This window comes from Janthinobacterium salmonicoloratum, assembly GCF_051380845.1.
GTDB classification, from domain to species: Bacteria; Pseudomonadota; Gammaproteobacteria; order Burkholderiales; family Burkholderiaceae_D; genus Janthinobacterium; species Janthinobacterium lividum_F.
Window position 1 is genome coordinate 2,665,280 of sequence record NZ_JBNYXV010000001.1, and the last position, 23,275, is coordinate 2,688,554.

Genomic DNA, 23,275 nt, shown 5'->3' on the forward strand with positions numbered 1-23,275 from the left:
TGCTTTTGACGCCATTGGTTTAATGGCGCTCTAAAAAAAATCCCGCCACACTTGCGTGTGAGCGGGATTTTTTGTATCTGCGGACTTTTTTACGCCGCGTAGCCTTGCGGGTTCTGGTGCTGCCAGCGCCAGTGGTCGCGGCACATGTCGTCGATGTTTTTCTGCGCTTGCCAGCCCAGCAGTTCCTTCGCCTTGTCGGCCGAGGCGTAGCAGCTGGCGATGTCGCCCGGGCGGCGCGGCACGATGTCGTACGGCACGGTGCGGCCGCTGGCGGCCTCGAAGGCGCGCACGGTATCGAGCACGCTGTAGCCGTGGCCCGTGCCCAGGTTGACGGTAAAGCCGCCCTCGGTGGAAAACAGGCGGTTCAAGGCGGCCACATGGCCCAGCGCCAGGTCGACTACGTGGATGTAGTCGCGCACGCCCGTGCCATCCGGCGTATCGTAATCCTTGCCAAAGACGGCCAGGCGCTCGCGGCGGCCCACGGCCACCTGGGCGATGAAGGGCATCAGGTTGTTCGGGATGCCGGCCGGATCTTCACCGATCAAGCCGCTGGCATGCGCGCCCACCGGATTAAAGTAGCGCAGCACGCCGACTTGCCATTGGGTATCGGCATGCACGAGATCGGCCAGGATCTGCTCGACCATCAGCTTGGAGCGGCCGTATGGGTTGGTCACGGACAGACGCGACGATTCCAGGATCGGCAAGGCTTCCGGATCGCCATATACGGTGGCCGACGAGCTGAAGACAAAACGCTTCACATTCGCCTCCGCCAGCACTTCCAGCAGCGCCACGGTGCCCGAAACATTGTTGTCCATATACATCAGCGGCTGCGCCACGGACTCCCCCACGGCCTTCAAGCCTGCGAAATGGATCACGGCATCGATGGCGTGCTCACGCAAAACGGCAGCCATGGCCGCGCGGTCGCGCACGTCCGCTACATAGAAGGGCACGCTTTTGCCGGAGATGCGCTCCACGCGCGCCATCGCTTCGCGCGCGCTATTGCACAGATTATCCACCGCAACGACCTCAAAGCCGGCCGCCAGCAATTCGACACAAGTATGCGAACCGATGAAACCGGATGCGCCCGTCACGAGTATTTTTTTGGACATAATCTCAATCAATCAATGCAAAAAAGATAAGACTACCGTAATTCTTCCACCTTGCCTAGCCAGCACACGATAGCGCGCGCATTAAAAAAGCCTGCGGCGTCGCCACGGCAGGCTTGTTCTCGCATGAACGGCACGGATGGGCAAACCGCCAGATTAGTTCTTGATGAACACCAGATCCCACACGCCATGGCCCAGCTTCAAGCCACGGTTTTCAAATTTGGTCAGCGGACGGTACGCCGGTTGTGGCGCATAACCGTCGGCGCTATTGCGCAACTGCGGCTCGGCGCCCAGCACTTCCAGCATTTGCACCGCGTAATCTTCCCAATCGGTGGCGCAATGCAGATAGCCGCCCGGCGCCAGGCGATCAGTCAATTGCTTGACGAACGGCGACTGGATCAGGCGGCGCTTGTTATGGCGCGCCTTGTGCCATGGATCAGGGAAGAAAACGTGGATGCCGGCCAGCGAATTGGCGGGAATCATGTGCGTGAGCACTTCCACCGCATCGTGCTGCAGCAGGCGCAGATTCGTCAGCGACTCCTCGCCAATCAGCTTCAACAGGCTGCCGACACCGGGCGTATGCACTTCGACGCCGATGAAATCCTTCTCCGGCATGGCTTTGGCGATATGCGCAGTCGTCGCCCCCATGCCAAAACCGATTTCCAGGATGACGGGCGCCTTGCGGCCGAATACCTGCTCGAAATCCATCGGATCTTTGGCGAAAGGGAACAGGAACTGCGGCCCCAGAGTCTCGAGCGCGCGCGCCTGCGCCACGGAAAGCCGTCCCGCGCGGGTCACAAAACTGCGGATGCGGTGTTCGGTCGGATCGTACATCATCGGCCGCGCCGGGCCGTTTGCTGGGGTATCAGAAGACATGGGAATGGAGAAATAAGTGGCTGCGCCGCATCAAACCAGGCGCCAGCGAAAAATGGAGCGGGTGAAGGGAATCGAACCCTCGTCGTAAGCTTGGGAAGCTTCTGCTCTACCATTGAGCTACACCCGCGAAGCCTGCATTTTACGCGGGATGGCAAGCACTTGGCAAACTTGTGCGGCGCTTTCGAATTCATCAGGAATTCTCGCGGCATGCGACGAAATGCATAGACAGCCGCATCGGCACGGTAGCATTTTGTTGATAGAGAACAACATCGCTAGCTGCCAGGCGCAGTGAATGACTTGGTATACGGCTAAAATAGGATAAATTATTGTTATCGAGAACTGTGTGGCGCAGACTAGCAGGAGAAATGTTGCTACAATCGTGTGACAGTTTAGCATTCCCGCTGTTCAACCTAAAAGGATATCCCATGAAGAAAATTCTGATCGCTTCGGCAATCCTGTGCTTCGCTTCCGCACAAGCCATGGCTCAATCGGTACCAGCTCCTGCACCAGCAGCAGCTGCACCGGCAGCTGGCGCTGCCGCCGGCGGCACTATTGCCGGCCTGAGCACGAGCGCCCTGATCGCAATCGGCGCAGCAGTTGCCGTTGTGGCCGGTGCAGCAAGCTCGGATTCGACCACCACGCACACGACCCCAACCCACCATTAATACCTGGCTGCCGAGGCAGCGACAGGTAGGTCCATCCTGCAGCTTGATATCTAGCAAAAGGTGAAGGCCTGGTACCGCAATAGTTGATATACTAAAATATGTCAACTATTGCAATAAAAGCCCTTTTCATTTGAAAACGGGCTTTTTTACTTTTATCAAACATCAAAAAGATTGGCACCAGTCTTTTTGCTGTGGACGAATGATGTCATATCGTATGGCCCTGCCTGCGATCCTCATCTATTCATTGAGAGATCCGCCTTCATGTCAGTAAAATATCCCGCGCCATCGCTTCAGTTGCTATGAAGAACCAGCCTTTCTTCAAGCGCATGGGATTTGCCCTGCAAGGCATAAGCGCTGCTTCCCGCATGGAATCGAGCTTCCGCCTGCAGTGTCTGGCCACCCTAATGGTGATCATCGTACTCTGCTGGTCCCGACCTCCCTTGATATGGTGGGCCTTGCTATTGCTCAATTGCAGCATAGTCTTGGCAGCGGAATTGTTTAATACCGCGCTGGAGCACCTGATCGATCACCTCCATCCGTCCCTACATCCCAGCATCAAGATTGCCAAGGACTGCGCAGCAGGAGCAGTGTTGCTCCTCAGTTTGGCAGCCATATGCGTGTTTGTTGCTTTTTTGCTTAAAAACGTTGTGTGCTGAGTAGGAATACTGGGGTAGCAAATTACAATACAGGACGCGCTAGGGTACCTGCGTCTCAGATTCCATAGAGTCGGGAAAAAATACAAAGATTCCTGCAATTTATTAAAACATTGTTGCCATTGGCAATATTGATGTTTTTCCAGCGCGTACGCCGCCGTATACGAGCGCGACAAGCCGGGCAGGTTTTAATACATGTCGAATGACGAATTACTCAGCTCATCCAATTCACATTGATGCATAAATGACTATTCCCCTCCTACCGGTAATTCTTTGTGGTGGTTCCGGCACACGTTTATGGCCGCTTTCGCGCGAGGCATTCCCAAAGCAGTTTCTGCGTTTGTCCGCTCAGGGTAGCATGCTGCAACAAACGCTGCAGCGCCTGGCAGGCATAGACACCGTGTCGCCAGCACTGCTGGTATGCAATGAATCCTCGCGTTTCATTGTTGCGGAGCAAGTACGTGAGATCGGCCTGGAAAATAGTCGCCTGTTACTTGAACCCATGCGCCGCAATACGGCTCCAGCGATCGCCTCAGCCGCCTTGTATGCGCTGGAGAACGGCGAAGATCCGCTCCTGCTGGTGCTGCCATCGGACCACGTCATTTTGGATACCCCAGCTTTCCATCGTGCAATCGCGCTGGCCCGTACTGCTGCAGAGGCAGGTAATTTGCTGACTTTCGGCATCACGCCAACGGGGCCAGAAACAGGATACGGCTATATTCGCGCTGCGGGCTCTGCAAGCGGACAAGTCCAGCGCGTACTTGAATTCGTGGAAAAACCGGCTCTGGCGCTTGCAGAACAATACAACGCCAGCGGTGATTACGTCTGGAACAGCGGCATGTTCCTGTTCCGCGCCAGCCGCTACCTGGAAGAGTTGGAACGCTTCCAACCCGCGATCCTGACCGCGTGCCGCGCTGCCACCTCCGCCGCGAAGAGCGACCTCGACTTCATTCGACTGGACAAGGATGCCTACGCTGCCAGTCCCGACATTGCCGTCGACTACGCCGTCATGGAGCGCACCAGACATGCCGCTACCATCGCCCTCGATGCGGGATGGAATGATATCGGCTCCTGGAAAGCCGTACTCGACGTGGCGGAAAAAGATGCCAATAACAATAACGCCCACGGCGATGTGCTGATCCAGGATTGCAACGATTGCCTGGTGCACAGCACTAGCCGCCTGGTCACCGCCATCGGGATGCGTAATACCGTCATCGTGGAAACCGCCGATGCCGTGCTGGTTAGATGCGGATCAGGCACAACAAACGAAAACCATGGTCGCGCAGTTGGTCGCCAGGCAGCGTCCCGAGGCCACCATGCACCGTGAAGTCTTCCGTCCATGGGGTTCCTATGATTCTATCGGCACTGGCGACCGCTTCCAGGTCAAGCGGATCACTGTCAAGCCTGGTGCCAAGCTGTCATTGCAAATGCATCACCACCGCGCCGAGCACTGGATCGTGGTATCCGGCACTGCCCAGATCACCAACGGAGACAAGGAATATTTGCTGACCGAAAACCAGTCCACCTATATCCCCCTCGGGGTCGTCCATTCTCTGGCTAACCCGGGCAAGCTACCGCTGGAACTGATTGAAATTCAATCGGGTAGCTACCTTGGGGAAGACGATATTATCCGCTTTGAAGACCGCTACGGTCGCGCTTGACCGAACAGATACGTAATCACCATGCATACGGCACTGCAAGAATTCACACTGAAGTTTATAAGGTTTAGCAAGTCATCATGAAACCAATCGAAGGCATCTTTGTACAAGAAGTGAAATGGTATTGCAGCGGCAGGGCAGAAAAATATTTTCTCACCTTTGCCGATGCACTTGCCATGTTCATGGCATTCTGGCTCGCTGGCACATGGACCCTCGATGCCACAGACTTAAACAGCTTCGGGCTGGATAGCTCGCGCCTGCTCAGTTACAGCCTGCTTTCCCTGGTGATCCTGGCGATTTTCAAGCTGAAGGGCCATCATGCCAAACGCCGTCCGTACTCGAATGAAATCAAGGAACTGCTGAAGGTCGCCATGGTCATGGGCTTGATCGACGCGGCCCTGGTCTTTCTCGACAAGCGCGACTCCTCGCGCGAGGCACTGTTAGCCACCTGGCTGCTGGTGCCGTGCTGTGTCTTGCTGCTGCGCGGCATGGTCAAATACCTGCTGATGAAAGCTGGCGGCTGGATACGTCCCATGGTCATCATCGGATGGGGTGACAATGCCTTGCAAACAGCGCGCGCCTTCGATGAGGAAGCGTTGATGGGCTATCGCCTGATTGCCTTCCTGATACCGGAAGGCCAAGACCACTTGGAACAGCATTATGTGAACCACAGCAAACAAGCGGTGCCTTGCATTCCGCTCGGCGAGAACCCGGAACAAACGCTCAGGCTGCTGGGCGACCCGCATGCAGTTGTCGCCCTGGAACAAGGCGGCATCGACGCTTATCAGGGCATGATCCAGCAAGTCAGCCGTTGCGTTGCCAACATGCAAGTGGTGCCAGCCGTACGCGGCCTGCCCCTGTACGGCATGGAGGTCAACCATTTCTTTGCACATGAAGTCTTGCTGCTGACCATGCGCAACAACCTGGCGCGGCCAGGCTTGCAACTGATTAAGCGCTGCTTTGATCTGACGGCCTCGATCGGCGTGCTGATCGTCGGTGCCCCCATCTTGCTATGGATCGCGGCCAAGGTCATGGCATCGGGCCGTCCCATTTTCTACGGCCACAAACGCGTGGGGCAGAATGGCAAGCATTTTCTCTGCTATAAGTTCCGCACCATGGCCGTGAACGCGGACGTGTTGCTCAAGGAACTACTGGAGCGCGACCCTGACGCCCGTGCCGAATGGGACCGTGATTTCAAACTGAAGAACGACCCTCGGATCACCTCGATCGGCCACTTCCTGCGTCGGACCAGCCTCGATGAATTGCCGCAGCTATGGAACGTACTGAAAGGCGAAATGAGCCTGGTCGGGCCGCGCCCGGTTGTCGATGCGGAACTCGAGCGTTATGGCCCCCAAGTAGACTATTACCTGGAAGCGAAACCCGGTGTCACGGGTCTATGGCAAGTCAGCGGCAGGAACGACGTCAGCTATGATACGCGCGTTTATCTGGATGCATGGTATGTCAAAAACTGGTCTTTATTCAATGACATTGTTATTCTACTGAAAACGGTTAAAGTCATTTTCAAGAAAGATGGCGCGTATTAGGTCCCTGATCAAATAGAGTTCCAAATAGTTTCATTTCAGAATTTTTTCTCCCTTCGCTCTCAAAACAATCAGAAGAGCGAAGCATCGTGAAGATGTTCAAGTAAAAAAGGATAACAACATGATTTTAGTGACTGGCGGCGCCGGCTTCATCGGTTCCAATTTTGTCCGCGATTGGTTGGCGCTCAACGATGAGCCCGTGATCAATTTTGACAAACTGACCTACGCTGGCAATCTCAGCAACCTGGCCAGCCTGGAGCAAGATCTACGGCATATCTTTGTACGCGGCGATATTTGCGAAACCGCCCACATCTCCCGCCTGCTGGCAGAACACCAGCCACGCGCCATCGTGCATTTTGCCGCAGAGAGCCATGTCGATCGCTCGATCCATAGCCCCGGCGAATTCATTTCGACCAACGTCAACGGCACCTTCAGCCTGCTCGAAGCCGCACGCGCTTACTGGTCCGGCTTGACTGGCGAAGCCAAGGACGACTTCCGCTTCCTGCACGTCTCGACCGACGAGGTGTATGGCACCCTGGGACCGAATGACCCGCCATTCACGGAAACGACGCCGTATGCGCCAAACAGCCCCTACTCGGCATCAAAAGCGGCGTCCGATCATTTGGTGCGCGCATATTTCCACACGTATGGCATGCCGGTGCTCACCACCAACTGCTCGAATAATTATGGTTCCTTCCATTTCCCGGAAAAACTGATTCCGCTCATCATCAGCAATGCCCGTGCCGGCAAAGCCTTGCCTATCTATGGCGATGGCATGCAAGTGCGCGACTGGCTGTACGTGGGCGACCATTGCTCGGCGATCCGTCGCGTGCTGGAAGCGGGACGCCTGGGCGAGGTCTACAACGTTGGCGGCTGCAATGAAATGGCCAATCTGGAAGTCGTGCATACCTTGTGCGACATCCTCGATACGCTGGACCCGAAAGCGGCCGGCAGCTATCGCGAACAAATCACCTATGTACAAGATCGTCCAGGCCACGACCGCCGCTATGCCATCGACGCGCGCAAGATCGAGCGCGAACTGGGCTGGAAGCCGGCCGAAACCTTCGCCACCGGCATCCGCAAGACCGTCCAGTGGTACCTGGACAACCAGGCCTGGGTGCGCGATGTCCAGTCGGGCGATTATCTGAAGTGGGTAGAGAAAAACTACGCGGCACGCGACACGGCCCAGGAGCAGCAATAATGAAAACAACTATCGAACGCAAGGGCATCATCCTGGCTGGCGGTTCCGGCACGCGCCTGTACCCCGTCACCATGGCCGTATCGAAGCAGCTGCTGCCCGTGTATGACAAGCCGATGATTTACTATCCGCTGACCACCCTGATGCTGGCCGGCATACGCGACATCCTGATCATTTCCACGCCACAAGATACGCCGCGGTTCCAGGAATTGCTGGGTGACGGCTGTCAGTGGGGCATCAAGCTCAGCTACGCCGTGCAGCCCACGCCCGACGGCCTGGCGCAGGCCTTCATCATCGGCCGTGAATTCGTCGGCGACGCACCATCGGCCCTGATCCTGGGCGACAATATTTATTACGGTCACGACTTCGAATTGCAATTGCGAGAAGCATCCGCGCGCACCAGCGGCTCCACCGTGTTCGCCTATCATGTCACCGATCCAGAACGTTATGGCGTGGTCGACTTCGATGCACAGCGGCGTGCCGTCAGCATCGAAGAAAAGCCGCTCAAACCAAAATCGAACTACGCCGTCACCGGCCTGTATTTCTACGACAAGCAGGTGTGCGATATCGCCGCCGGCATCACCCCGTCACCACGTGGCGAGCTGGAAATCACGGATGTCAACCGTACTTATCTGGAGCGCGGGCAGTTGAACGTCGAACTGATGGGCCGCGGCATGGCCTGGCTCGACACCGGCACGCATGAATCCTTGCTGGAAGCGGGCCAATTCATCGCCACCATCGAGAACCGACAAGGCTTGAAAGTTGCCTGCCCTGAAGAAATCGCCTACCGTCGCGGCTACATCGACGCCGCCAAGCTCGAGGCGTTGGCGCAACCCTTGAAAAAGAACGCTTACGGTCAATACTTGCTGCGCCTGCTTGAAGAAAAAATATACTAAAGCCTGAATGGCTCATTTCACACCATGCAAATTCAAACCACCGCCATACCAGACGTCCTGATCCTCGAGCCCACCGTATTCGGCGATGACCGGGGATTTTTCTACGAAAGCTTCAACCAGAAGCGCTTTACAGAATTGACCAGCGTCACGCGCGATTTCGTGCAGGACAATCATTCCAAGTCGGCCAAAGGCGTATTGCGCGGCTTGCATTATCAGATCCAGCAGCCGCAAGGCAAGCTGGTACGTGTGACCGCCGGCGAAGTCTTCGATGTTGCCGTCGACCTGCGCAAGAGCTCGCCAACGTTCGGTCACTGGGTAGGCGTGACGTTATCAGCGGTCAACAAACGCCAGTTGTGGATACCGAAGGGCTTTGCGCACGGCTTCGTGGTCACCAGTGACAGCGCCGAGTTCCTGTACAAGACGACCGACTACTGGGCACCGGAATTCGAGCGCAGCCTCCTGTGGAACGACCCGGCCATCGGCATCGACTGGCCACTCGATGGCGAACCGTTATTATCGGGCAAGGACAAAGCCGGCACCCTGCTGGCCAATGCCGACGTCTTCGCCTAAGCACTGCAATACAGCCGCTCCACACGTCATGAGAACAAATATGCACCGTATCTTAATTACAGGAAAAACCGGCCAGGTCGGCTACGAGCTGGAGCGTAGCTTGCAGGGCCTGGGAGAAATCATCGCGCTCGACCGCAGCCAGATGGACCTAGCTGACCTGGGCCAGGTGCGCGACGTCATCCGCCGCGTGAAACCAACGCTGATCGTCAACCCGGCAGCCTACACCGCCGTCGACAAGGCGGAGAGCGAGCCTGAACTGGCACTGCGTATCAATGGCGAAGCACCGGGCGTGATGGCGGAGGAAGCCAAAAAGCTGGGCGCCACGATGATCCATTACAGCACCGATTACGTCTTTGACGGCTCGAAAGACGGCGCCTACGTCGAAACCGATCCGACCTGCCCCGTGAATGTGTATGGCGCCAGCAAGCTGGCCGGCGAGCAAGCCATCCAGGCGGCAGGCATCCCACATCTGATCTTGCGCACCAGCTGGGTTTACAGCACGCATGGCAAGAACTTTCTGCTGACCATGCTCCGCCTGGCGCAAGAGCGCGAAGAGCTGAGTATCGTTTCCAACCAGTTCGGCGCACCGACCTGGAGCCGCACTATTGCCGACACCACAGCACATATCGTCGCGCAAAGCCTGACAGCAAGTGACCAGCAAGCATGGTGGCAGGCACGATCCGGTCTGTATCATTTGACGGCGCAAGGAAGGACCAGCTGGTTTGGTTTTACCGAGGCGATCATGTCCCATATTTCAGCCGAAAAAAAACCACGCCTGAAACCGATCCTAGCGCAAGACTATCCAGTCCCGGCCAAGCGTCCGACCAATTCGGAGCTGTCTTCACAACGTTTGATCGACACTTTCTGTGGATTGCCGCAGTGGAAAGATGCCTTGGCCCTGTGCCAAGGCTGACTACCTGCAGAAGCATTTCTGCCCCTACCGAGCGCCGCCACCACGCGGCATTCGGCAGGCAAAAGCCACGACATACCGACACTCGGCGTACCGTCCTGCATACATCAGTTGCGGCCGTTACCACAGATTCGTCTTATTCCGCTGTACTAAATTGCGTGGCTTGTTGCCATATGACCCTGCCGGCACAAGAGACGCAGCTTGTAATATTCTCATCAGCACTATTTTTCAAATGTTACGCGATATGATCATCGGTCATCTCCAAGCGCAGGCCGGAGCCGAGCACCAATATGCACGGCCGGTTGCTGCGCTTGCTTACGCGTCTACTACGCGTAGCACGACGAACTTTCCCATTACAAGGCCGTCGGCGACTACGGCGGCAGATGTTAGTTTGCGACGCCAGCAATACAGCGACGCCAGCGTCAACCACTACTTCCGCGCATATGCGCTTGCCACCAGAGCTTCGTGTCGGTACGCCTCAACGCGTGCTCCAGTATTCGGTGTCGCCTCTCATGTTGCTCCTGTTTGAATTGAAACAGTAAGCGTGCTGAAATCAAATTCTAGCCACAAGATTGTGTTCATGGATTGCGTACGTAAAAACTGCGTCGACGCACTCATATGGAATCAATATTCAGGCAATGACGACTAAAGACCAGCACCTATTTCCAGGGTACTGCTTCAATAAGAATAAGTCAGCTGAAAAATATTATTACATAGATAACACGAGAAACAGACAGGAAATCGGGCAGGATTCACCTATTGTCTGGAGGGGCCAAAATCATAGCAGTCAATGAAATGACGCTGCGAGAAATCATAAAAAATCAAGCATAGTTTTGACGATGATATCAATCATCGTCAAGTTTCAAGCCTGCAATTCAATTTTCGAAACGTCGATGGCGCAATTGGCTAAATAAAATCAACCAAAAGCCCAGCCACACGCCATTCATGGCAGAAACAAGCGTATGCCCGACTGTAAGTCCTAAAATAATAATGGAAAAAATAAGCGTCTTCAACTCCGGTGTCGCAGAGCCCCATCTGCGGAGTCCTGTACAGCGACAAATGGTCATGATCGTCAACATCAAGCCCAACAGTCCGACACGCCCTAAATAGTCGAAAATATCGATTTCATACATGAATGTTCCCGGGCTTTCCAGACCGAATATTTCTATTTTTTCCTTAATTTGAAGCCCAAAAAATAAATCATTTAAATTGTTGATGTTATTGAAATAAAGAGCCACTTTCAGGTCCCTGAAAGATAACAGGCTACTCAACAATCCACTCTTTTCATATACACGGATGAGTTGATCATAGTTAAAAGCCAAAAGAAAACTACCAATATAAAATAGAAAAAAATAACTAACACCTACTCCAATAATTAAAAAAATACTTATATACATCATTGGACGCGGTCGAAGTGAAAAATTTTTTATATTTACAGGGAAAGAAAAATTATGAGTAAAGTAGAAATAGATTACAGGAACAATCAAGGCACCCAATAGTGCAGTTTTAGATCCCAGCCCAAGAAGAAATAAACCGATCAAAGTAATAAAAGTAAATATCTTGCGACCAATTCCCCACAGATACATCGCATAAATTAAAATAAAAAGATAAAACACACTTGTATCATTTTCAGCGAAAAAGAGACCCTTGTATCCACCTCGCTGCTCACCATATGCCTTGAAAAATTCGATACTCAACAGATATCCTGCAAGCTGACAAATTACGCTTAAAATGAAAGTGACAACAACCACGTATAAAACACAGTTTAAAAATTCAATCCTCTTCCGTCGCTCATAAAACAATAACAGCCAGCCAATAAAGAAAAAAATCCTCAGGAAAAAAACCGCATCCTCCATCAGATACGATTCCAAAGAGCTACTCGCTATCAGAAATTCCCGAATAAAAAAAATTCCTGCAAATGCCAAGGTGATCGCCCAACTATACAGTGACCGATAATTTCCGACTATTAGCAGAAGTATGCTTCCTTTCAACAAAGCAACAATCGGGCTTTGAATACCCGCATACGCGAAAATATTTGTCAAAACATCAAGCAAAACTGATCCTACAACACCTATCAGTAGAAAAAAATCCATTTTACTAAGTCTGCTTACAGGTAACACGGGCATGCTCCAACGCAGAGGATGTATTAAACGCATAATATTGCTGATCTTTTTAATTAAGGATTTTTAATTTTAAAATAAATAGAAATAATGAAATAAAAATGAAAATGAAAATGAAAATAATATTAAATTGAAAATAAGCTTAAAATTCAATCTTGTAAAAAAAATAGAAAATCACGAAATTAACTAATGAAATATAAAAATTCGACTATCCTAAAAATATCGCGTGGATTTTAGTTGTTTTTTGACCAGTAACCTTTATACATGCTCAGCATCCTTTTCACCTTGTTAGGTAGATGTTGCTCATGACGACCTGTTTTATAACCAGCGTATTTAAAGAACGTCCGAATCAAAGATGATGGCATCAAATACCATGCATTTTCTTTCACATATTGCATCTCGGAACGCAGATAACGAATGCCTTCTCCACTCACTTGGCCGAACTCTTTCAGCAACCATGGTTCACGTGCGTGTAAAACACCAATATCAAAGTAGCGTTTGAATTCTTGGGCATAGGTGTAATGATGCGAATGATAAACCGTAGCACTAGCTTCATATGCAACAACCCTTCCAGAAAGTAAAAGTTTTGCCGCAACTATAGTGTCCTCACCCAAAATAACATTGGCAGGAAAGCCGCCTACATCCATCAAATCTTTTATCCTATAAGCAGAAAATGAATTGGATATGAATATGGACTTGAAGCCAAGCTCATTTTTTGAAGCCAGTGATTTCAAAAGGCTTCGCTCTGCATAATTAAATATGCGTGCATGCGCCTCATTTGGACGGCTGCCTATATGTGGCAACTGACGGCCATAGGCAGCAGCAACATTTTCGTTCTCTGAAAATATACGCACGAGATTTCTCAAAGAATGTTCATCATGCAATAATGCATCTTGCGTCATGAAGATAACAATATCAACTTGCTCTGCAATTTTCTGGACAGCAAGTTGCCGCGTGCCGCCATGATTAAACTCTCTCTTATCGATAGTGTGCAACTCGAATAAGTCATACGTAGCCTGCGTCAGTGAGCCATCATTTGAGCTCGAGTCGACGATAAGACGTACATCAGGCAGCAGCGACTGTACCTTCATTTTCTCCAACCACTGCTGCCATAGAGGACCAGGATTATAGGTCGGAATAACGATACCAATTCTATTCATTTTTTATTAACTTCATCGATAATATTCCAAAACTTCTTTGCTGATCGATCCCAGGAAAAATCTTTTGCACGAATCAATCCTGCCGCTATCATATCCGATTTTAACGTAGTATCCTCGATCAGCTGATTCATTGCATTTGATATCGCTTTAATGTCCAGCGGATTTACCAACATAGCAGCGCCCCCAGCAATCTCCGGCATGCAGCTGAGATCAGAAGTAATTACCGGAATACCAACTGCCATGCTCTCCAAAATTGGCAAACCAAAACCTTCATACAGCGATATATATACGATCATCGTTGCCCCCTTATAGTAGCTAGGCAGGTCTTCGTCCCTAATATAGCCTGCTGTCATGACCATGTTAGCCATAGAAAATTGATTGACCATTTTTATCAGGCCTTCATCCATTTTCCCTGACAGCAATAACTTGATACCAAGTGACGGTAATGTAGAAAGTGCATATGATTCAATCAATCGCGCTATATTTTTATAGCCCCTGCGATTCCCAGCATAAAATATATACGGATAACCAAGCGATGCCGGAACCACGTCCTCATTAAAAGAAGGTTCGACGGCGTTGTAAACAACTTCAATTTTTTCAGGATCGAAATCGCCCCACTCCAACAGTTCCTTTTTTGTATATTCTGATACCGTCAGGATCTTCGCACATTTCTTGTAAAGATTTCTCAATACATAGTCATAATAAATCTTGTGCGCCGAACTATAGTAATGCAAATGGATCAGATCATGTACGGTCACTACGTCGGGCGTCTTTGAATTAAATGGCGCGATAAATCCCGGAGACCAGAATACATCAGACTCAATTTCGCGCAACTCGCTACCAATTTTTAAAGGAGAAAGAGGATCTGAGATTTTTCCTTTATATTTCAAAGGCAGCAATTCTACATGGGCAGGCTTTCTTTTTATCAAAGCGGCAGCAACAGCACCAATGCCTGTCGGACCTAACCAACGCGGATCATAGCTCAATTTCATGAAATTTTATCAACTTTTCACATATGCAATTATGATTGCATAAAACAAATTTGCCAAAATATGAGCGGAAAGCCATACTTTGGCACATGAAGTACAAGCAAATAAATTCAGGTACACTTGCTCTACATTTTCAAGCCATCCTTTATTGCCGAAAGAAATGGCTTACGCATTTTTTTGGAAAGCAGATTGAATTTAAGCAATCGTGTCAGGAAATAGTATGTTAACGAAATGATTTTCATTGACAATCCGAAATTTTTCCGAATAAAATAAAGTCTGTTACGCTGAGCATAATATGTCGTGAATGTAGATCCAGAGCCACCAGTACTGCTGCTGACCTTATGTTTGACTTCCCCTGCTGCCCAATAGTAAATACCAAAGCCCGAGTGATTTGCACGCCAGACAAAATCGGTATCGTCGTAATAAACGAAATACTTTTCATCCATGACACCGATCTTTTCAAATACCGATTTATGGATCAGCATGAAACAGGTCGGGGCATAATTGATACGCCCGTCCGTATCATACTGTCCGCGGTCCAGCTCCCCCTCGCCGCGATGTGTCGTGGTACCCTTCCAATTGCTGATATCACCGCCTGCACACCAAATTTTCCCAGAATCAAAAAAATATATTTTTGGCACAATCATTTTCTCGTTGCAATTCCTGGCTAACGCCAGCATCTTGCTGATTAATGCTGGATCATCGAACTCAATATCATTGTTCAATAGCAGGATATACTCACAGTTATTTTTCAATGAGAGCTCTATGCCCTGATTATTCCCTTTGGCCACACCAACATTATCAGCATTTTTGATCAACGTGACATTTTTCATGCCATATTGTTCAATCAATTGAACCGATGTGTTATAGGAAAGATCATCCAGACTGTTATCGACAATATATAGACAATAATTTTCAAGATCCTGACGGTTCACGCTTTCGAAGAAACCAGGCAGCATAGCGGCGCTGTTGAACAATACTGTTACGAGGCCAATCTTAGCTGTCATTTGTACAGTCCCCGTAGCTTCATTTCGGCAATACTGGCGTCGTAAGCGTCTGCCTGTATTGCCTGTTCGTTAACCCATGCGGTAAAACGTGCGATACCTTCGCTGAAAGTCACTTTAGGCTGGAAGCCAAGTAAACGATTCGATTTGGATAGGTCCGCATAGTTGTGGCGAATATCGCCGAGGCGGTAAGCGCCAGTGACCTTGATCGGTACTTCGATGCCATAGTGCTGAACCAGTGTCTGTGCAACCGTCAGAACGTTGGTTGCAACGCCAGCACCAATACCGAATACTTCACCATTGGCTTCTTCTTTTGTCAGCGCCAACGTCGTCGCCGCAACGATATCATCAATAAACACAAAATCGCGGCTTTCCTTTCCATCTTCAAAAATATTTAAGTCGTTACCATTTTTAATACGCGTGGAAAAAATTGACAAAATCCCCGTATATGGATTGCTCAGCGACTGGCCTGGACCATAAACATTTTGATAGCGCAGTGCGGTCGCACCAATGCCCAGCGAGCTGCATACAGTCATGACCATCTGTTCTTGGTTCTGCTTGGTAATGCCATACACTGAAGATGGATGAATTTTTGACTCTTCATCGGTTGCCAGCAACTCCAATGGTTCGCCTGTTTGGGGGCATAAGGGTTCAAAGCGCCCAACCTGCATATCTTTATCCTTACGCGCACCTGGATAAATAATTCCTAATGCGGGCGAATAATATTTTCCTTCGCCATAAATAGACCGAGAAGATGCTACGACGACTTTTTTTACCTGATGTTTGGTATTTGCCAGGAAATCCAACATCAATCCAGTACCACCAATATTAATATCTACATAACGTTTTATTTCATACATCGATTGGCCTGTGCCGGTTTCGGCAGCGAGATGAACGACCGCATCCTGGCCAGGCAAGACCTCACGCCACGCCGCCTCATCACATACCGTACCTGCGACAAAACGCACTTTATTCTTGACACTCTTGTACAGCGGCGACGATTCTTCAGGATTTACACCGTGGATCTGCTGGGACAGATTGTCCAATATGGTGATTTCATGGCCCAGTCCAATGAGGTGAAGCGCCAAATTCGAACCAATAAAACCTGCACCGCCAGTTATAAGAATATTCATTACTTTTCCAAACAAGTTTTTTTATTTACTTTTATCCAACTACCTATCGATGGATCATATACTTTTATCAATTTAGCTGGCACGCCTGCAATGACAGAATAAGCTGGAAAACTCTTCGTAACTACGCTGTTCGCAGCGACCACGCAATATTCGCCAAGCTCGACACCACTACCGATAAAAGAATTTGCACCAATCCAGCAACGGTCACCAATATTAATCGGTCCTTTCGATATTAAATCAGTCTGTAAACGTGATTTTTTCACGTCGTCATAGCCATGATCAAAATCTGTCAAAAATACATTAGGGCCGAATACAACTTCTTTCCCAATATTTATTTCGTACGCTGAAGTCAAGTTCAAATCCCGGTTCGCAAAAGTTCCATTCCCCAAAACAATCCGACTATTGTATTTCTTGCCACCATAATATTTCACAGCATAGAAAATACCACCTCGCTCTATGCGCACATCATCTCCAATGAAAATATTCTGAGCGCCATATATCTGTGCAGGTTTCTTGATCCAGACGCCCTTCCCTATTTTCCCAAATAAATACGCGTAAATCCAGCGAGTTTTTGCTTTGCAAAATAACATTTTGGCATAGCCAAATAAATCAAAAAAATCCATTCTTTTAAAAGCAGAATATTTTCTGACAAATATTTTATACACCCAGCCTCCATAATATTATCTTCAACTTAATCGGGAAAGTATTTCTTCGCGCTCAACATTATTCTTATCTTCAATTTTAGTAACAGACAGACCATTATGTAGCTCATGTGTTTTCATCGCCAGTATGCACTGATAATACATCATCTGCAGAACCAAAAATAGGCCCGCCTTTCCTGCTTTATATGCACCGCAGATTACATATTGCTTTAGAAATTGTTTTCCCAGTCGGGCAAACAACATAAAATTTCCACTATATTTTGTTTTTTCTGCCTCGATATCCGTATATCTGTCGATCGTTGCCAGGTAAATTTTTGCAGTATTCGATATGAAATGCCGCACATAATATTTTTTCTCATCCAAATAACATATCTGGCTTTCCGGAACGGTGGCCTTACCGAAGGAGTGAATCTTATTTTCAGAGAAGTCAAGTGCAGTTTTTTCAAATACGCGATTCAATCTATCAGCATAAGCGTCATGACAGAATTCACCATAATAAAAATTTTTTCGTATTAAATTTACAATTTTGTATTTATTTGAATCAATTGCATTTACGATTTCCGTCAACGTTGCTCGGTCCAGCATTTCATCGGCAAATCCCCAGTATATCCACGGTGTCTGAACTGTTTCCTTGATTAAATCGACTGTTTTCTCATCTTCAACCCAGCCTACATTTTTATTAGGAAAAACTGTTGCCCCATACTTTTCGGCGATATCCTTGGTAGCATCGGTACTATGATTGTCAACAATTAAAATATTTGCCCAACCGGTCAGGTTCCTCAGCACTCTTTCAATTCTTTTTTCTTCATTGTAAGTAAAGATCACGAAGGTCAACTTCTCACAAAATTTCATTTTACTTCCTTCTTTTTTGCTTTCTGAAAACGAATTACATATGAAATAAGAAATGCTGCAATAAATATCTGCGATATTGCTATTGGGATTCCAATAGCAAAAGCATTTTCAGGCCAGTAATGTAATACCGCATATCCACCAACCACTGATGCAAGAGCTGCGAGCAAATTACAAACAATAGTCGCCTTCGCTGCACTATTCAGCATCAGGTAGACGGTGGCCGCACCGATGACTAAGTTTCCGCCTTCAACCAGTACGCCAAAACCGATTGCTTGAGCGTACTCAACGTAGTCGTTTTTTGTAAGAAACAGCAGCAGGTATTTTCCAGTCAGAACCGCACCGATGACTACAATCAGTGACACAATTAATGCATTCCTGATATACCTTAGTGTAAAATCGCCTTTGCTGGAATAAATTCGAGGTAAAAATATCTGCGAATACACAGATGAGATTGCCCCCATTCCGGAACTACCTAGATTTGTTATTACGACATATATTGCTGCAGTGACGGGGACACCTGCCCATACATACATCAATCGGTATGATTGTAATTGCACAAGATTACAAATGGCGCCGATTGACAAAGCGTAAGATTTCCGGAAAACCGTTTTATAATTTTCAATTCCCTCATCAAGCCAGTTGTAATCTATTTTTCTGGCACCATACAGAAAAATAATCAAAACTTCCAATAATAATGCGATCACCGAGGAGTAGAGCAGCGCACCAGCGGTTGCCACCATTAAACTATTGCTCAAAATAAAAAATCCAACTTTGGCCAAGCCTTCAAAAACCAGCATACAAACCACAAAAACTTTATGCCCTCGGTTGTTCAACAATCCCCTGGAAAAATTACATAAATAAACCAGCAATGCGGTAATGTAAATTCCAAATATGTCAACTACATGGATCTGTCCTAAATATAACAATGGAATACAAAAAATCACGCATAACAACATCGCCATCAAACAGACTATTTTATTGATCTTATAGAGCGCAGCGACAGGTATTTCTTTACCATGCAAAGCCAGTCTTGCCTGTAAATAATAATCAATAGGAACAAAAATTAGCGCATTCATGATGTATGAAAGCGTCACTAGATAGAAATATTTCCCGACTTCTTCGGTCGAAAGGTTGTTTGTATAAATTTTTATAAAAAGGAAACCGACGCCAATCGAAAATAGTCTCAATCCGATTACTGCGCCGGTTTCAAAAAAATTCCGCCTGATTACCGCAGAAATCAAATTTTTAAACATGGTTTTATGAAGTTCTTTTACGCTCCGCTATTCACAATTTCATGTATTTTTCTGAAAATACCATTGATAGGTTTTGACTACCGCCTGCTCCAGCGAACAAGTCTGCTCAACCTGCAAGTTTTTATGGCTGTTAGCGAGATCCGGATACAGATCGTCCTGGGCCTTGCGCTCTCCAGATACATTACTAAAAATATATTTTGCGGACCTGCTGGCTGCGCATTCGATCAGCTTGATCAACTCTAGATGCGATACAGGCTCGGCACTCCCCATATTGTAGGCCTGGCCATCGACACCATTCACCAATGCGGACAAAGTCCACCACGCGGCATCGCTGCCGTATAGATAGCTACGCCGAGCGGCACCGTCACCGTGCATGCGAATCTCGCTGCCTAATAACATATCCCGCATAAAGTTGTTAATTGCCCAGGGACGATCGAGTTCCTGATATGGCCCGACAAAGGTGAATGGACGCAAGGTACTGACAGGCAAGCGGAATTGGCTACGATAAGTAGCGCACAGACTTTCCGCTGCGCGTTTCGCGTCGCGATAAACATGATGCAGTTGGCCAGCCAGCATCGGAAAACTGTCTGTCTCGACAACTGCTCCTGCACGGTTCGGCGTACCGTTGACCAGACTCGAACTCAGATTGACTAGGCGTTTTAAGCCGGACAACTTGGCTGCGGCTTCTAACACATGGGCTGCACCAAACACAGTCGTCTGAAACACGCGCGCTGGATCGGAGGCGTGTACGCGGTTATCTGGGATCCCCGCAGCATGCACCACATAGATAGTTGCAGGATGGAAGGCAAACGGCGACCGGACGTCCTGCACAAGGGGATGAATATCGTCGCGTGACGACAGACGTAGATTCGTCTTGGCCCAGTCTGCCGCGCTGCGTGAATACAGATCCAGCGTGATGCCAAGCCGATATTCATCATTGAGTGCAGCGACCATTTCAGCCAGCCAGCTACCGAGAAAACCACTACCGCCGGTAACGGCAATGCGCTGGCCGGACAAGGCAGAGCGCACCTGCAGGTTAGTCGCAGCAGCCAGGCAATCCTTGGAAAATCCCGCGGATAGATCGCTCATCATACAGCCGCCTTTTGCGCGGCCAGTTCCTGCGCCACTTCAAAAATTAAGCTTTCCTGTCCAGCTACGGCATTACGTTTACCAAGGGCAAAGAAGATATCGCGCGGATCGACATCGTATTCCTTGGCCGCCCGGTCAACGGGCTTGGCGAAACCAGAAAACACACCGGCCAGGCCGCTAACGATGCTCAGCGACGAAATGGTAGGGATCACTTTGATGAACTCATCTGCTGCCAGACCGGCCGCGTCGAGAATCTTGTACAGGTCGATGCCCGTTTCGATGCCTAGGCGCTGAAACACCGCAATCAATACTTCCAACTGTGCGTTACCGGCGCCAGCACCAAAACCGTAGACGCTGGCGTCAATCATGGAAGCGCCGGCATTGACTGCCGTTACCGAGTTAATCACGCCCATACCCAGATTGTTATGCGCATGGAAACCGACCGGGATCGACAGCGCATCGACAAGACGCGAGATGCGTTCCGTCACATCGGCTGGAAAATACGCACCGGCAGAATCCATGATGATCAAGCCTTCAGCGCCATAGGATTCCATTTTCTTGGCTTCTTCGACCAGCACTTCCGGCATGGCCATATGGCTCATCATCAGCACGCCAAATACTTGCTTACCTGCCTGGCGAACGTAACCGATATGACGGTCGGTTGTATCGGCTTCAGTGCAGTGCGAGGCGATGCGAAATACGTCAACACCAGCGTCGATAGCCTTGGCCAAGTCTTTCTTGATCGTACAAAAACCTGGAATTGAATGGATGCCCAGCTTGGAATTTTTCAAGTTTTCACGCGCTACCGCGAGAATGTCCACGTCACTCAATTTCGCTTCGCCGATCAGCATCGACGATGCACCAAGGCCGTTGCCGTGGCCGACTTCCACGATAGGGACGCCGGCCGCTTCAGCGGCTCGGCAGTAATTGGCAACATTCTCCGCCGTCAACTGGTGGCGCACCGCATGATTGCCGTCACGCAAGGTCGGATCAGTAATGAGTACATTCTTAGTCATTTTTTTGCTCCTTGCGCAATGAAATTTCAGCTACCTGTTCCGCAATGGCGATGGCAGCACAATTGATGATATCCAGATTGCCAGCATAGGGTGGCAGATAATCGCCCGCACCTACAACCTTGATGGTAACGATGACGCGGTTGCCATCGACGGTCGGGTTGACAATCATTTTATAGCCAGGAACGTAGGCATTGATTTTCTTGACCATTGCTTCGACCGAAATGCGGATTTTCTCGATATCCGGATCTTCGATCTGGGCATAAATCGTCGTTTGCATGTCGATCGGGGGACGGGCCGGATTCAGAATCAGAATCGCCTTGCAGCGTGCGGCGCCAGAAAACTTTTGCAGTGCCTGCTCGGTTGCGTCGATGTACTCGTCAAGATTGTGCCGCGTGGCAGGACCAGCGCTGCGCGAAGAAATGCTGGAAGCAACTTCAATATAGCCGATATTTGGATGTACCTGGGCAATTGCGTGGGCGATAGGAATCGATGCCTGGCCACCGCAGGTAATCATGTTGATATTGCGTGCGCCGCTATCAAGTGCTTCCTTGGCATTAATAGCCGGAATACACAGAGCACCCAGCTTGGCAGGGGTCATGTCGATAACCGTCTTGCCCAGCTTGTCGAGAATAGCCCAATGCTCATGATGGGCATGCGCCGAGGTAGCGTCGAACACGATGTCACAAATCTCCGGGTTTTGTATGATGGCGTCGATGCCCCGGTCAGAAATATGCACACCTAGTTCGTTGGCTTTTCGCATGCCTGCCGAGTTAAAGTTACGGCCGGCGAACAAGGTGCATTCGAGCCACTGGGAGCGCATGATCTTGACCATCAGGTCAGTGCCAATATTGCCGGTGCCAATAATACCAACCTTTACTTTGCTTTTCTGAGTCATTTCATTCCGTTCAGTTTGATCTTCATTACTTTTATTCAATCGCCGGTCTGACGTTCGTAGGCACTGGTCTCTAGAATATATCTCGTCCGAGAATACTCGCAGTTTCTTTCGTGACACAGTCGAGCGAGGAATATACTGGAAGGTAGCCCAGTGCCTCCGCCTGGCGATTCAACGAATAGTAGTGTGGCTTGGTGCCTGTGGCATTAACTACAGTGGCGGCGGTACCAACAAACTCGTATTGCAGTCCGAATTGCAGCTGCATCGCTTCAAGCAGAGTGGGCTTGTCGACCGGGGCGAGAGTATAGCAGTCGACCGGGCCGTTACGCCGCGGACCGTTCAGGATGCAATTCACCAATTGATGGAAATCTTCTGGATGCATAAAATCACGCACCATGTAATCAGGCGAGGTCTGCAACACTGTGTTATCGCGGATCGCGCGTACGATATCGGTTATGAAGAAACGCGCCGCTATGTCTTGCGTGCGGCTGAAACAGTTGAATATGCGGATATCCGTGATCGCCAATTCCGGATGAGCGCGGTGACGACATTCAGCGTACAACTTGGCGACCGAATAGTACTCTTGCGGCGTCAGCGAATTGATTGAGATGGCTGCCTGGGTTTTAGGACCGGCCGGCTCCAAAAAAGTGCTGCCATACGCGGCACCGCTGGACAGGAAGATATAACGGCGGTGCGGATGTTGCATCAAGCCAGCCATCACCATGTCGTCATACTGCTGGGTAATGCCAAAAATTGATGCCCCCATCCAGGCAGCACGCTGCGGATCGCCAACGCCGACAAAATTAATCACCGCATCATGCTCGTGCTGGCCATATGCTTCATACAAATGCAGGGTGCAACGCCCGCCCAAACCGAGCTGCCCCAGCCATTGCTGCACCGGCACCAGATCGCGCACATATAACTGCATGCAGGTATCTTCCTGCTGCGCCATCAGGCGGATCATATCTTTAGCAATCTGGCTGCTGGCGCCAAGGATGGCGACGTGTTTCATACGCATCCTACTGATCGTGC

The 23,275-nt window shown here is 49.6% G+C and carries 21 protein-coding genes, 1 tRNA gene and 1 pseudogene; 8 read left to right on the forward strand and 15 right to left on the reverse strand.

The annotated features are described in order from the left end of the window. Nucleotides 1-89 precede the first annotated feature (89 nt). The 3 genes from galE to ACQ4WY_RS12310 form a co-directional block, all read right to left on the reverse strand. The gene (galE, locus tag ACQ4WY_RS12300; protein ID WP_436504216.1) at nucleotides 90-1,109 is read right to left on the reverse strand and encodes a UDP-glucose 4-epimerase GalE; all 1,020 of its coding nucleotides are present in this window, start codon (nucleotides 1,107-1,109) and stop codon (nucleotides 90-92) included. A gap of 153 nt (nucleotides 1,110-1,262) precedes the next feature. Next, entirely contained in the window at nucleotides 1,263-1,943 is a 681-nt protein-coding gene (trmB, locus tag ACQ4WY_RS12305; protein ID WP_436504443.1) for a tRNA (guanosine(46)-N7)-methyltransferase TrmB, read from the reverse strand. A 92-nt stretch (nucleotides 1,944-2,035) separates the two neighbouring features. Continuing rightward, nucleotides 2,036-2,109: transfer RNA gene (locus ACQ4WY_RS12310), tRNA-Gly, on the reverse strand. 298 nt (nucleotides 2,110-2,407) lie between these two features. Between ACQ4WY_RS12310 and ACQ4WY_RS12315 the strand changes: the two genes are divergently transcribed. The 8 genes and pseudogenes from ACQ4WY_RS12315 to rfbD all read left to right on the forward strand — a co-directional run bounded on the left by ACQ4WY_RS12315 (nucleotide 2,408) and on the right by rfbD (nucleotide 10,076). Next, nucleotides 2,408-2,647, forward strand: a complete 240-nt coding sequence (locus ACQ4WY_RS12315) for a hypothetical protein (RefSeq protein WP_436504217.1) — start codon at nucleotides 2,408-2,410, stop codon at nucleotides 2,645-2,647. A gap of 299 nt (nucleotides 2,648-2,946) precedes the next feature. Further along, nucleotides 2,947-3,303, forward strand: coding sequence for a diacylglycerol kinase (locus tag ACQ4WY_RS12320; protein WP_436504218.1), 357 nt, complete (start codon nucleotides 2,947-2,949; stop codon nucleotides 3,301-3,303). 241 nt (nucleotides 3,304-3,544) lie between these two features. Continuing rightward, nucleotides 3,545-4,961: pseudogene (locus tag ACQ4WY_RS12325) on the forward strand (mannose-1-phosphate guanylyltransferase/mannose-6-phosphate isomerase). A 77-nt stretch (nucleotides 4,962-5,038) separates the two neighbouring features. Further along, nucleotides 5,039-6,502, forward strand: coding sequence for an undecaprenyl-phosphate galactose phosphotransferase WbaP (wbaP, locus tag ACQ4WY_RS12330; RefSeq protein WP_436504220.1), 1,464 nt, complete (start codon nucleotides 5,039-5,041; stop codon nucleotides 6,500-6,502). Nucleotides 6,503-6,620: 118 nt separating this feature from the next. Further along, the gene (gene rfbB / locus ACQ4WY_RS12335; protein WP_436504221.1) at nucleotides 6,621-7,700 is read left to right on the forward strand and encodes a dTDP-glucose 4,6-dehydratase; all 1,080 of its coding nucleotides are present in this window, start codon (nucleotides 6,621-6,623) and stop codon (nucleotides 7,698-7,700) included. Continuing rightward, nucleotides 7,700-8,593 carry a glucose-1-phosphate thymidylyltransferase RfbA gene (gene rfbA, locus ACQ4WY_RS12340; protein WP_436504223.1) on the forward strand — a complete coding sequence of 298 codons (894 nt, stop codon included), beginning with the start codon at nucleotides 7,700-7,702 and terminating at the stop codon, nucleotides 8,591-8,593. Before rfbB ends, rfbA begins: the two co-directional genes overlap by 1 nt. 24 nt (nucleotides 8,594-8,617) lie before the next feature. Beyond that, nucleotides 8,618-9,163 carry a dTDP-4-dehydrorhamnose 3,5-epimerase gene (rfbC, locus tag ACQ4WY_RS12345; protein ID WP_436504224.1) on the forward strand — a complete coding sequence of 182 codons (546 nt, stop codon included), beginning with the start codon at nucleotides 8,618-8,620 and terminating at the stop codon, nucleotides 9,161-9,163. A 28-nt stretch (nucleotides 9,164-9,191) separates the two neighbouring features. Further along, on the forward strand, nucleotides 9,192-10,076 hold the full coding sequence (gene rfbD, locus ACQ4WY_RS12350; protein ID WP_436504225.1) for a dTDP-4-dehydrorhamnose reductase: 885 nt from the start codon (nucleotides 9,192-9,194) through the stop codon (nucleotides 10,074-10,076). Nucleotides 10,077-10,948: 872 nt separating this feature from the next. On the opposite strand, the gene ACQ4WY_RS12355 is transcribed toward rfbD, so the two are convergent. The 12 genes from ACQ4WY_RS12355 to ACQ4WY_RS12410 all read right to left on the reverse strand — a co-directional run bounded on the left by ACQ4WY_RS12355 (nucleotide 10,949) and on the right by ACQ4WY_RS12410 (nucleotide 23,255). Further along, nucleotides 10,949-12,193 (reverse strand): hypothetical protein, encoded by a 1,245-nt coding sequence (locus ACQ4WY_RS12355; RefSeq protein WP_436504226.1) that lies wholly within the window; start codon nucleotides 12,191-12,193, stop codon nucleotides 10,949-10,951. A gap of 233 nt (nucleotides 12,194-12,426) precedes the next feature. Next, on the reverse strand, nucleotides 12,427-13,353 hold the full coding sequence (locus ACQ4WY_RS12360) for a glycosyltransferase family 2 protein (RefSeq protein ID WP_436504227.1): 927 nt from the start codon (nucleotides 13,351-13,353) through the stop codon (nucleotides 12,427-12,429). Beyond that, nucleotides 13,350-14,345, reverse strand: a complete 996-nt coding sequence (locus ACQ4WY_RS12365) for a glycosyltransferase family 4 protein (protein WP_436504228.1) — start codon at nucleotides 14,343-14,345, stop codon at nucleotides 13,350-13,352. Before ACQ4WY_RS12365 ends, ACQ4WY_RS12360 begins: the two co-directional genes overlap by 4 nt. 122 nt (nucleotides 14,346-14,467) lie before the next feature. Next, a complete protein-coding gene (locus ACQ4WY_RS12370) occupies nucleotides 14,468-15,349 on the reverse strand; it encodes a glycosyltransferase family 2 protein (protein ID WP_436504229.1) in 882 nt (293 codons plus the stop codon). Continuing rightward, complete coding sequence (locus ACQ4WY_RS12375; RefSeq protein ID WP_436504230.1) at nucleotides 15,346-16,479, reverse strand: NAD-dependent epimerase/dehydratase family protein; 1,134 nt, start codon at nucleotides 16,477-16,479, stop codon at nucleotides 15,346-15,348. Before ACQ4WY_RS12375 ends, ACQ4WY_RS12370 begins: the two co-directional genes overlap by 4 nt. Next, on the reverse strand, nucleotides 16,479-17,144 hold the full coding sequence (locus tag ACQ4WY_RS12380; protein WP_436504231.1) for an acyltransferase: 666 nt from the start codon (nucleotides 17,142-17,144) through the stop codon (nucleotides 16,479-16,481). Before ACQ4WY_RS12380 ends, ACQ4WY_RS12375 begins: the two co-directional genes overlap by 1 nt. A 21-nt stretch (nucleotides 17,145-17,165) precedes the next feature. Then, a complete protein-coding gene (locus tag ACQ4WY_RS12385) occupies nucleotides 17,166-17,966 on the reverse strand; it encodes a glycosyltransferase (RefSeq protein WP_436504233.1) in 801 nt (266 codons plus the stop codon). Nucleotides 17,967-17,989: 23 nt separating this feature from the next. Then, nucleotides 17,990-19,246: a lipopolysaccharide biosynthesis protein gene (locus tag ACQ4WY_RS12390; protein WP_436504234.1), complete on the reverse strand. Its 1,257-nt coding sequence runs from the start codon at nucleotides 19,244-19,246 to the stop codon at nucleotides 17,990-17,992. A gap of 39 nt (nucleotides 19,247-19,285) precedes the next feature. Continuing rightward, on the reverse strand, nucleotides 19,286-20,338 hold the full coding sequence (locus tag ACQ4WY_RS12395; protein WP_436504235.1) for an NAD-dependent epimerase/dehydratase family protein: 1,053 nt from the start codon (nucleotides 20,336-20,338) through the stop codon (nucleotides 19,286-19,288). Continuing rightward, nucleotides 20,335-21,351 (reverse strand): 4-hydroxy-2-oxovalerate aldolase, encoded by a 1,017-nt coding sequence (dmpG, locus tag ACQ4WY_RS12400; RefSeq protein WP_436504236.1) that lies wholly within the window; start codon nucleotides 21,349-21,351, stop codon nucleotides 20,335-20,337. The genes ACQ4WY_RS12395 and dmpG overlap by 4 nt, the downstream gene beginning before the upstream one ends. Beyond that, nucleotides 21,344-22,246 carry an acetaldehyde dehydrogenase (acetylating) gene (locus ACQ4WY_RS12405; RefSeq protein WP_436504237.1) on the reverse strand — a complete coding sequence of 301 codons (903 nt, stop codon included), beginning with the start codon at nucleotides 22,244-22,246 and terminating at the stop codon, nucleotides 21,344-21,346. Before ACQ4WY_RS12405 ends, dmpG begins: the two co-directional genes overlap by 8 nt. Before the next feature lie 70 nt (nucleotides 22,247-22,316). Further along, a complete protein-coding gene (locus ACQ4WY_RS12410) occupies nucleotides 22,317-23,255 on the reverse strand; it encodes an NAD-dependent epimerase/dehydratase family protein (RefSeq protein WP_436504239.1) in 939 nt (312 codons plus the stop codon). Nucleotides 23,256-23,275 lie beyond the last annotated feature (20 nt).

Coding starts and splice junctions, on each gene's coding strand:
- trmB (WP_436504443.1), bottom strand. CDS start 1,943: ATGATGTACGATCCGACCGAACACCGCATCCGCAGTTTTGTGACCCGC.
- rfbB (WP_436504221.1), top strand. CDS start 6,621: ATGATTTTAGTGACTGGCGGCGCCGGCTTCATCGGTTCCAATTTTGTC.
- ACQ4WY_RS12390 (WP_436504234.1), bottom strand. CDS start 19,246: ATGTTTAAAAATTTGATTTCTGCGGTAATCAGGCGGAATTTTTTTGAA.
- rfbA (WP_436504223.1), top strand. CDS start 7,700: ATGAAAACAACTATCGAACGCAAGGGCATCATCCTGGCTGGCGGTTCC.
- ACQ4WY_RS12395 (WP_436504235.1), bottom strand. CDS start 20,338: ATGATGAGCGATCTATCCGCGGGATTTTCCAAGGATTGCCTGGCTGCT.
- galE (WP_436504216.1), bottom strand. CDS start 1,109: ATGTCCAAAAAAATACTCGTGACGGGCGCATCCGGTTTCATCGGTTCG.
- dmpG (WP_436504236.1), bottom strand. CDS start 21,351: ATGACTAAGAATGTACTCATTACTGATCCGACCTTGCGTGACGGCAAT.
- ACQ4WY_RS12375 (WP_436504230.1), bottom strand. CDS start 16,479: ATGAATATTCTTATAACTGGCGGTGCAGGTTTTATTGGTTCGAATTTG.
- ACQ4WY_RS12370 (WP_436504229.1), bottom strand. CDS start 15,349: ATGACAGCTAAGATTGGCCTCGTAACAGTATTGTTCAACAGCGCCGCT.
- ACQ4WY_RS12410 (WP_436504239.1), bottom strand. CDS start 23,255: ATGAAACACGTCGCCATCCTTGGCGCCAGCAGCCAGATTGCTAAAGAT.
- rfbC (WP_436504224.1), top strand. CDS start 8,618: ATGCAAATTCAAACCACCGCCATACCAGACGTCCTGATCCTCGAGCCC.
- wbaP (WP_436504220.1), top strand. CDS start 5,039: ATGAAACCAATCGAAGGCATCTTTGTACAAGAAGTGAAATGGTATTGC.
- ACQ4WY_RS12360 (WP_436504227.1), bottom strand. CDS start 13,353: ATGAATAGAATTGGTATCGTTATTCCGACCTATAATCCTGGTCCTCTA.
- ACQ4WY_RS12320 (WP_436504218.1), top strand. CDS start 2,947: ATGAAGAACCAGCCTTTCTTCAAGCGCATGGGATTTGCCCTGCAAGGC.
- ACQ4WY_RS12405 (WP_436504237.1), bottom strand. CDS start 22,246: ATGACTCAGAAAAGCAAAGTAAAGGTTGGTATTATTGGCACCGGCAAT.
- ACQ4WY_RS12315 (WP_436504217.1), top strand. CDS start 2,408: ATGAAGAAAATTCTGATCGCTTCGGCAATCCTGTGCTTCGCTTCCGCA.
- rfbD (WP_436504225.1), top strand. CDS start 9,192: ATGAGAACAAATATGCACCGTATCTTAATTACAGGAAAAACCGGCCAG.
- ACQ4WY_RS12365 (WP_436504228.1), bottom strand. CDS start 14,345: ATGAAATTGAGCTATGATCCGCGTTGGTTAGGTCCGACAGGCATTGGT.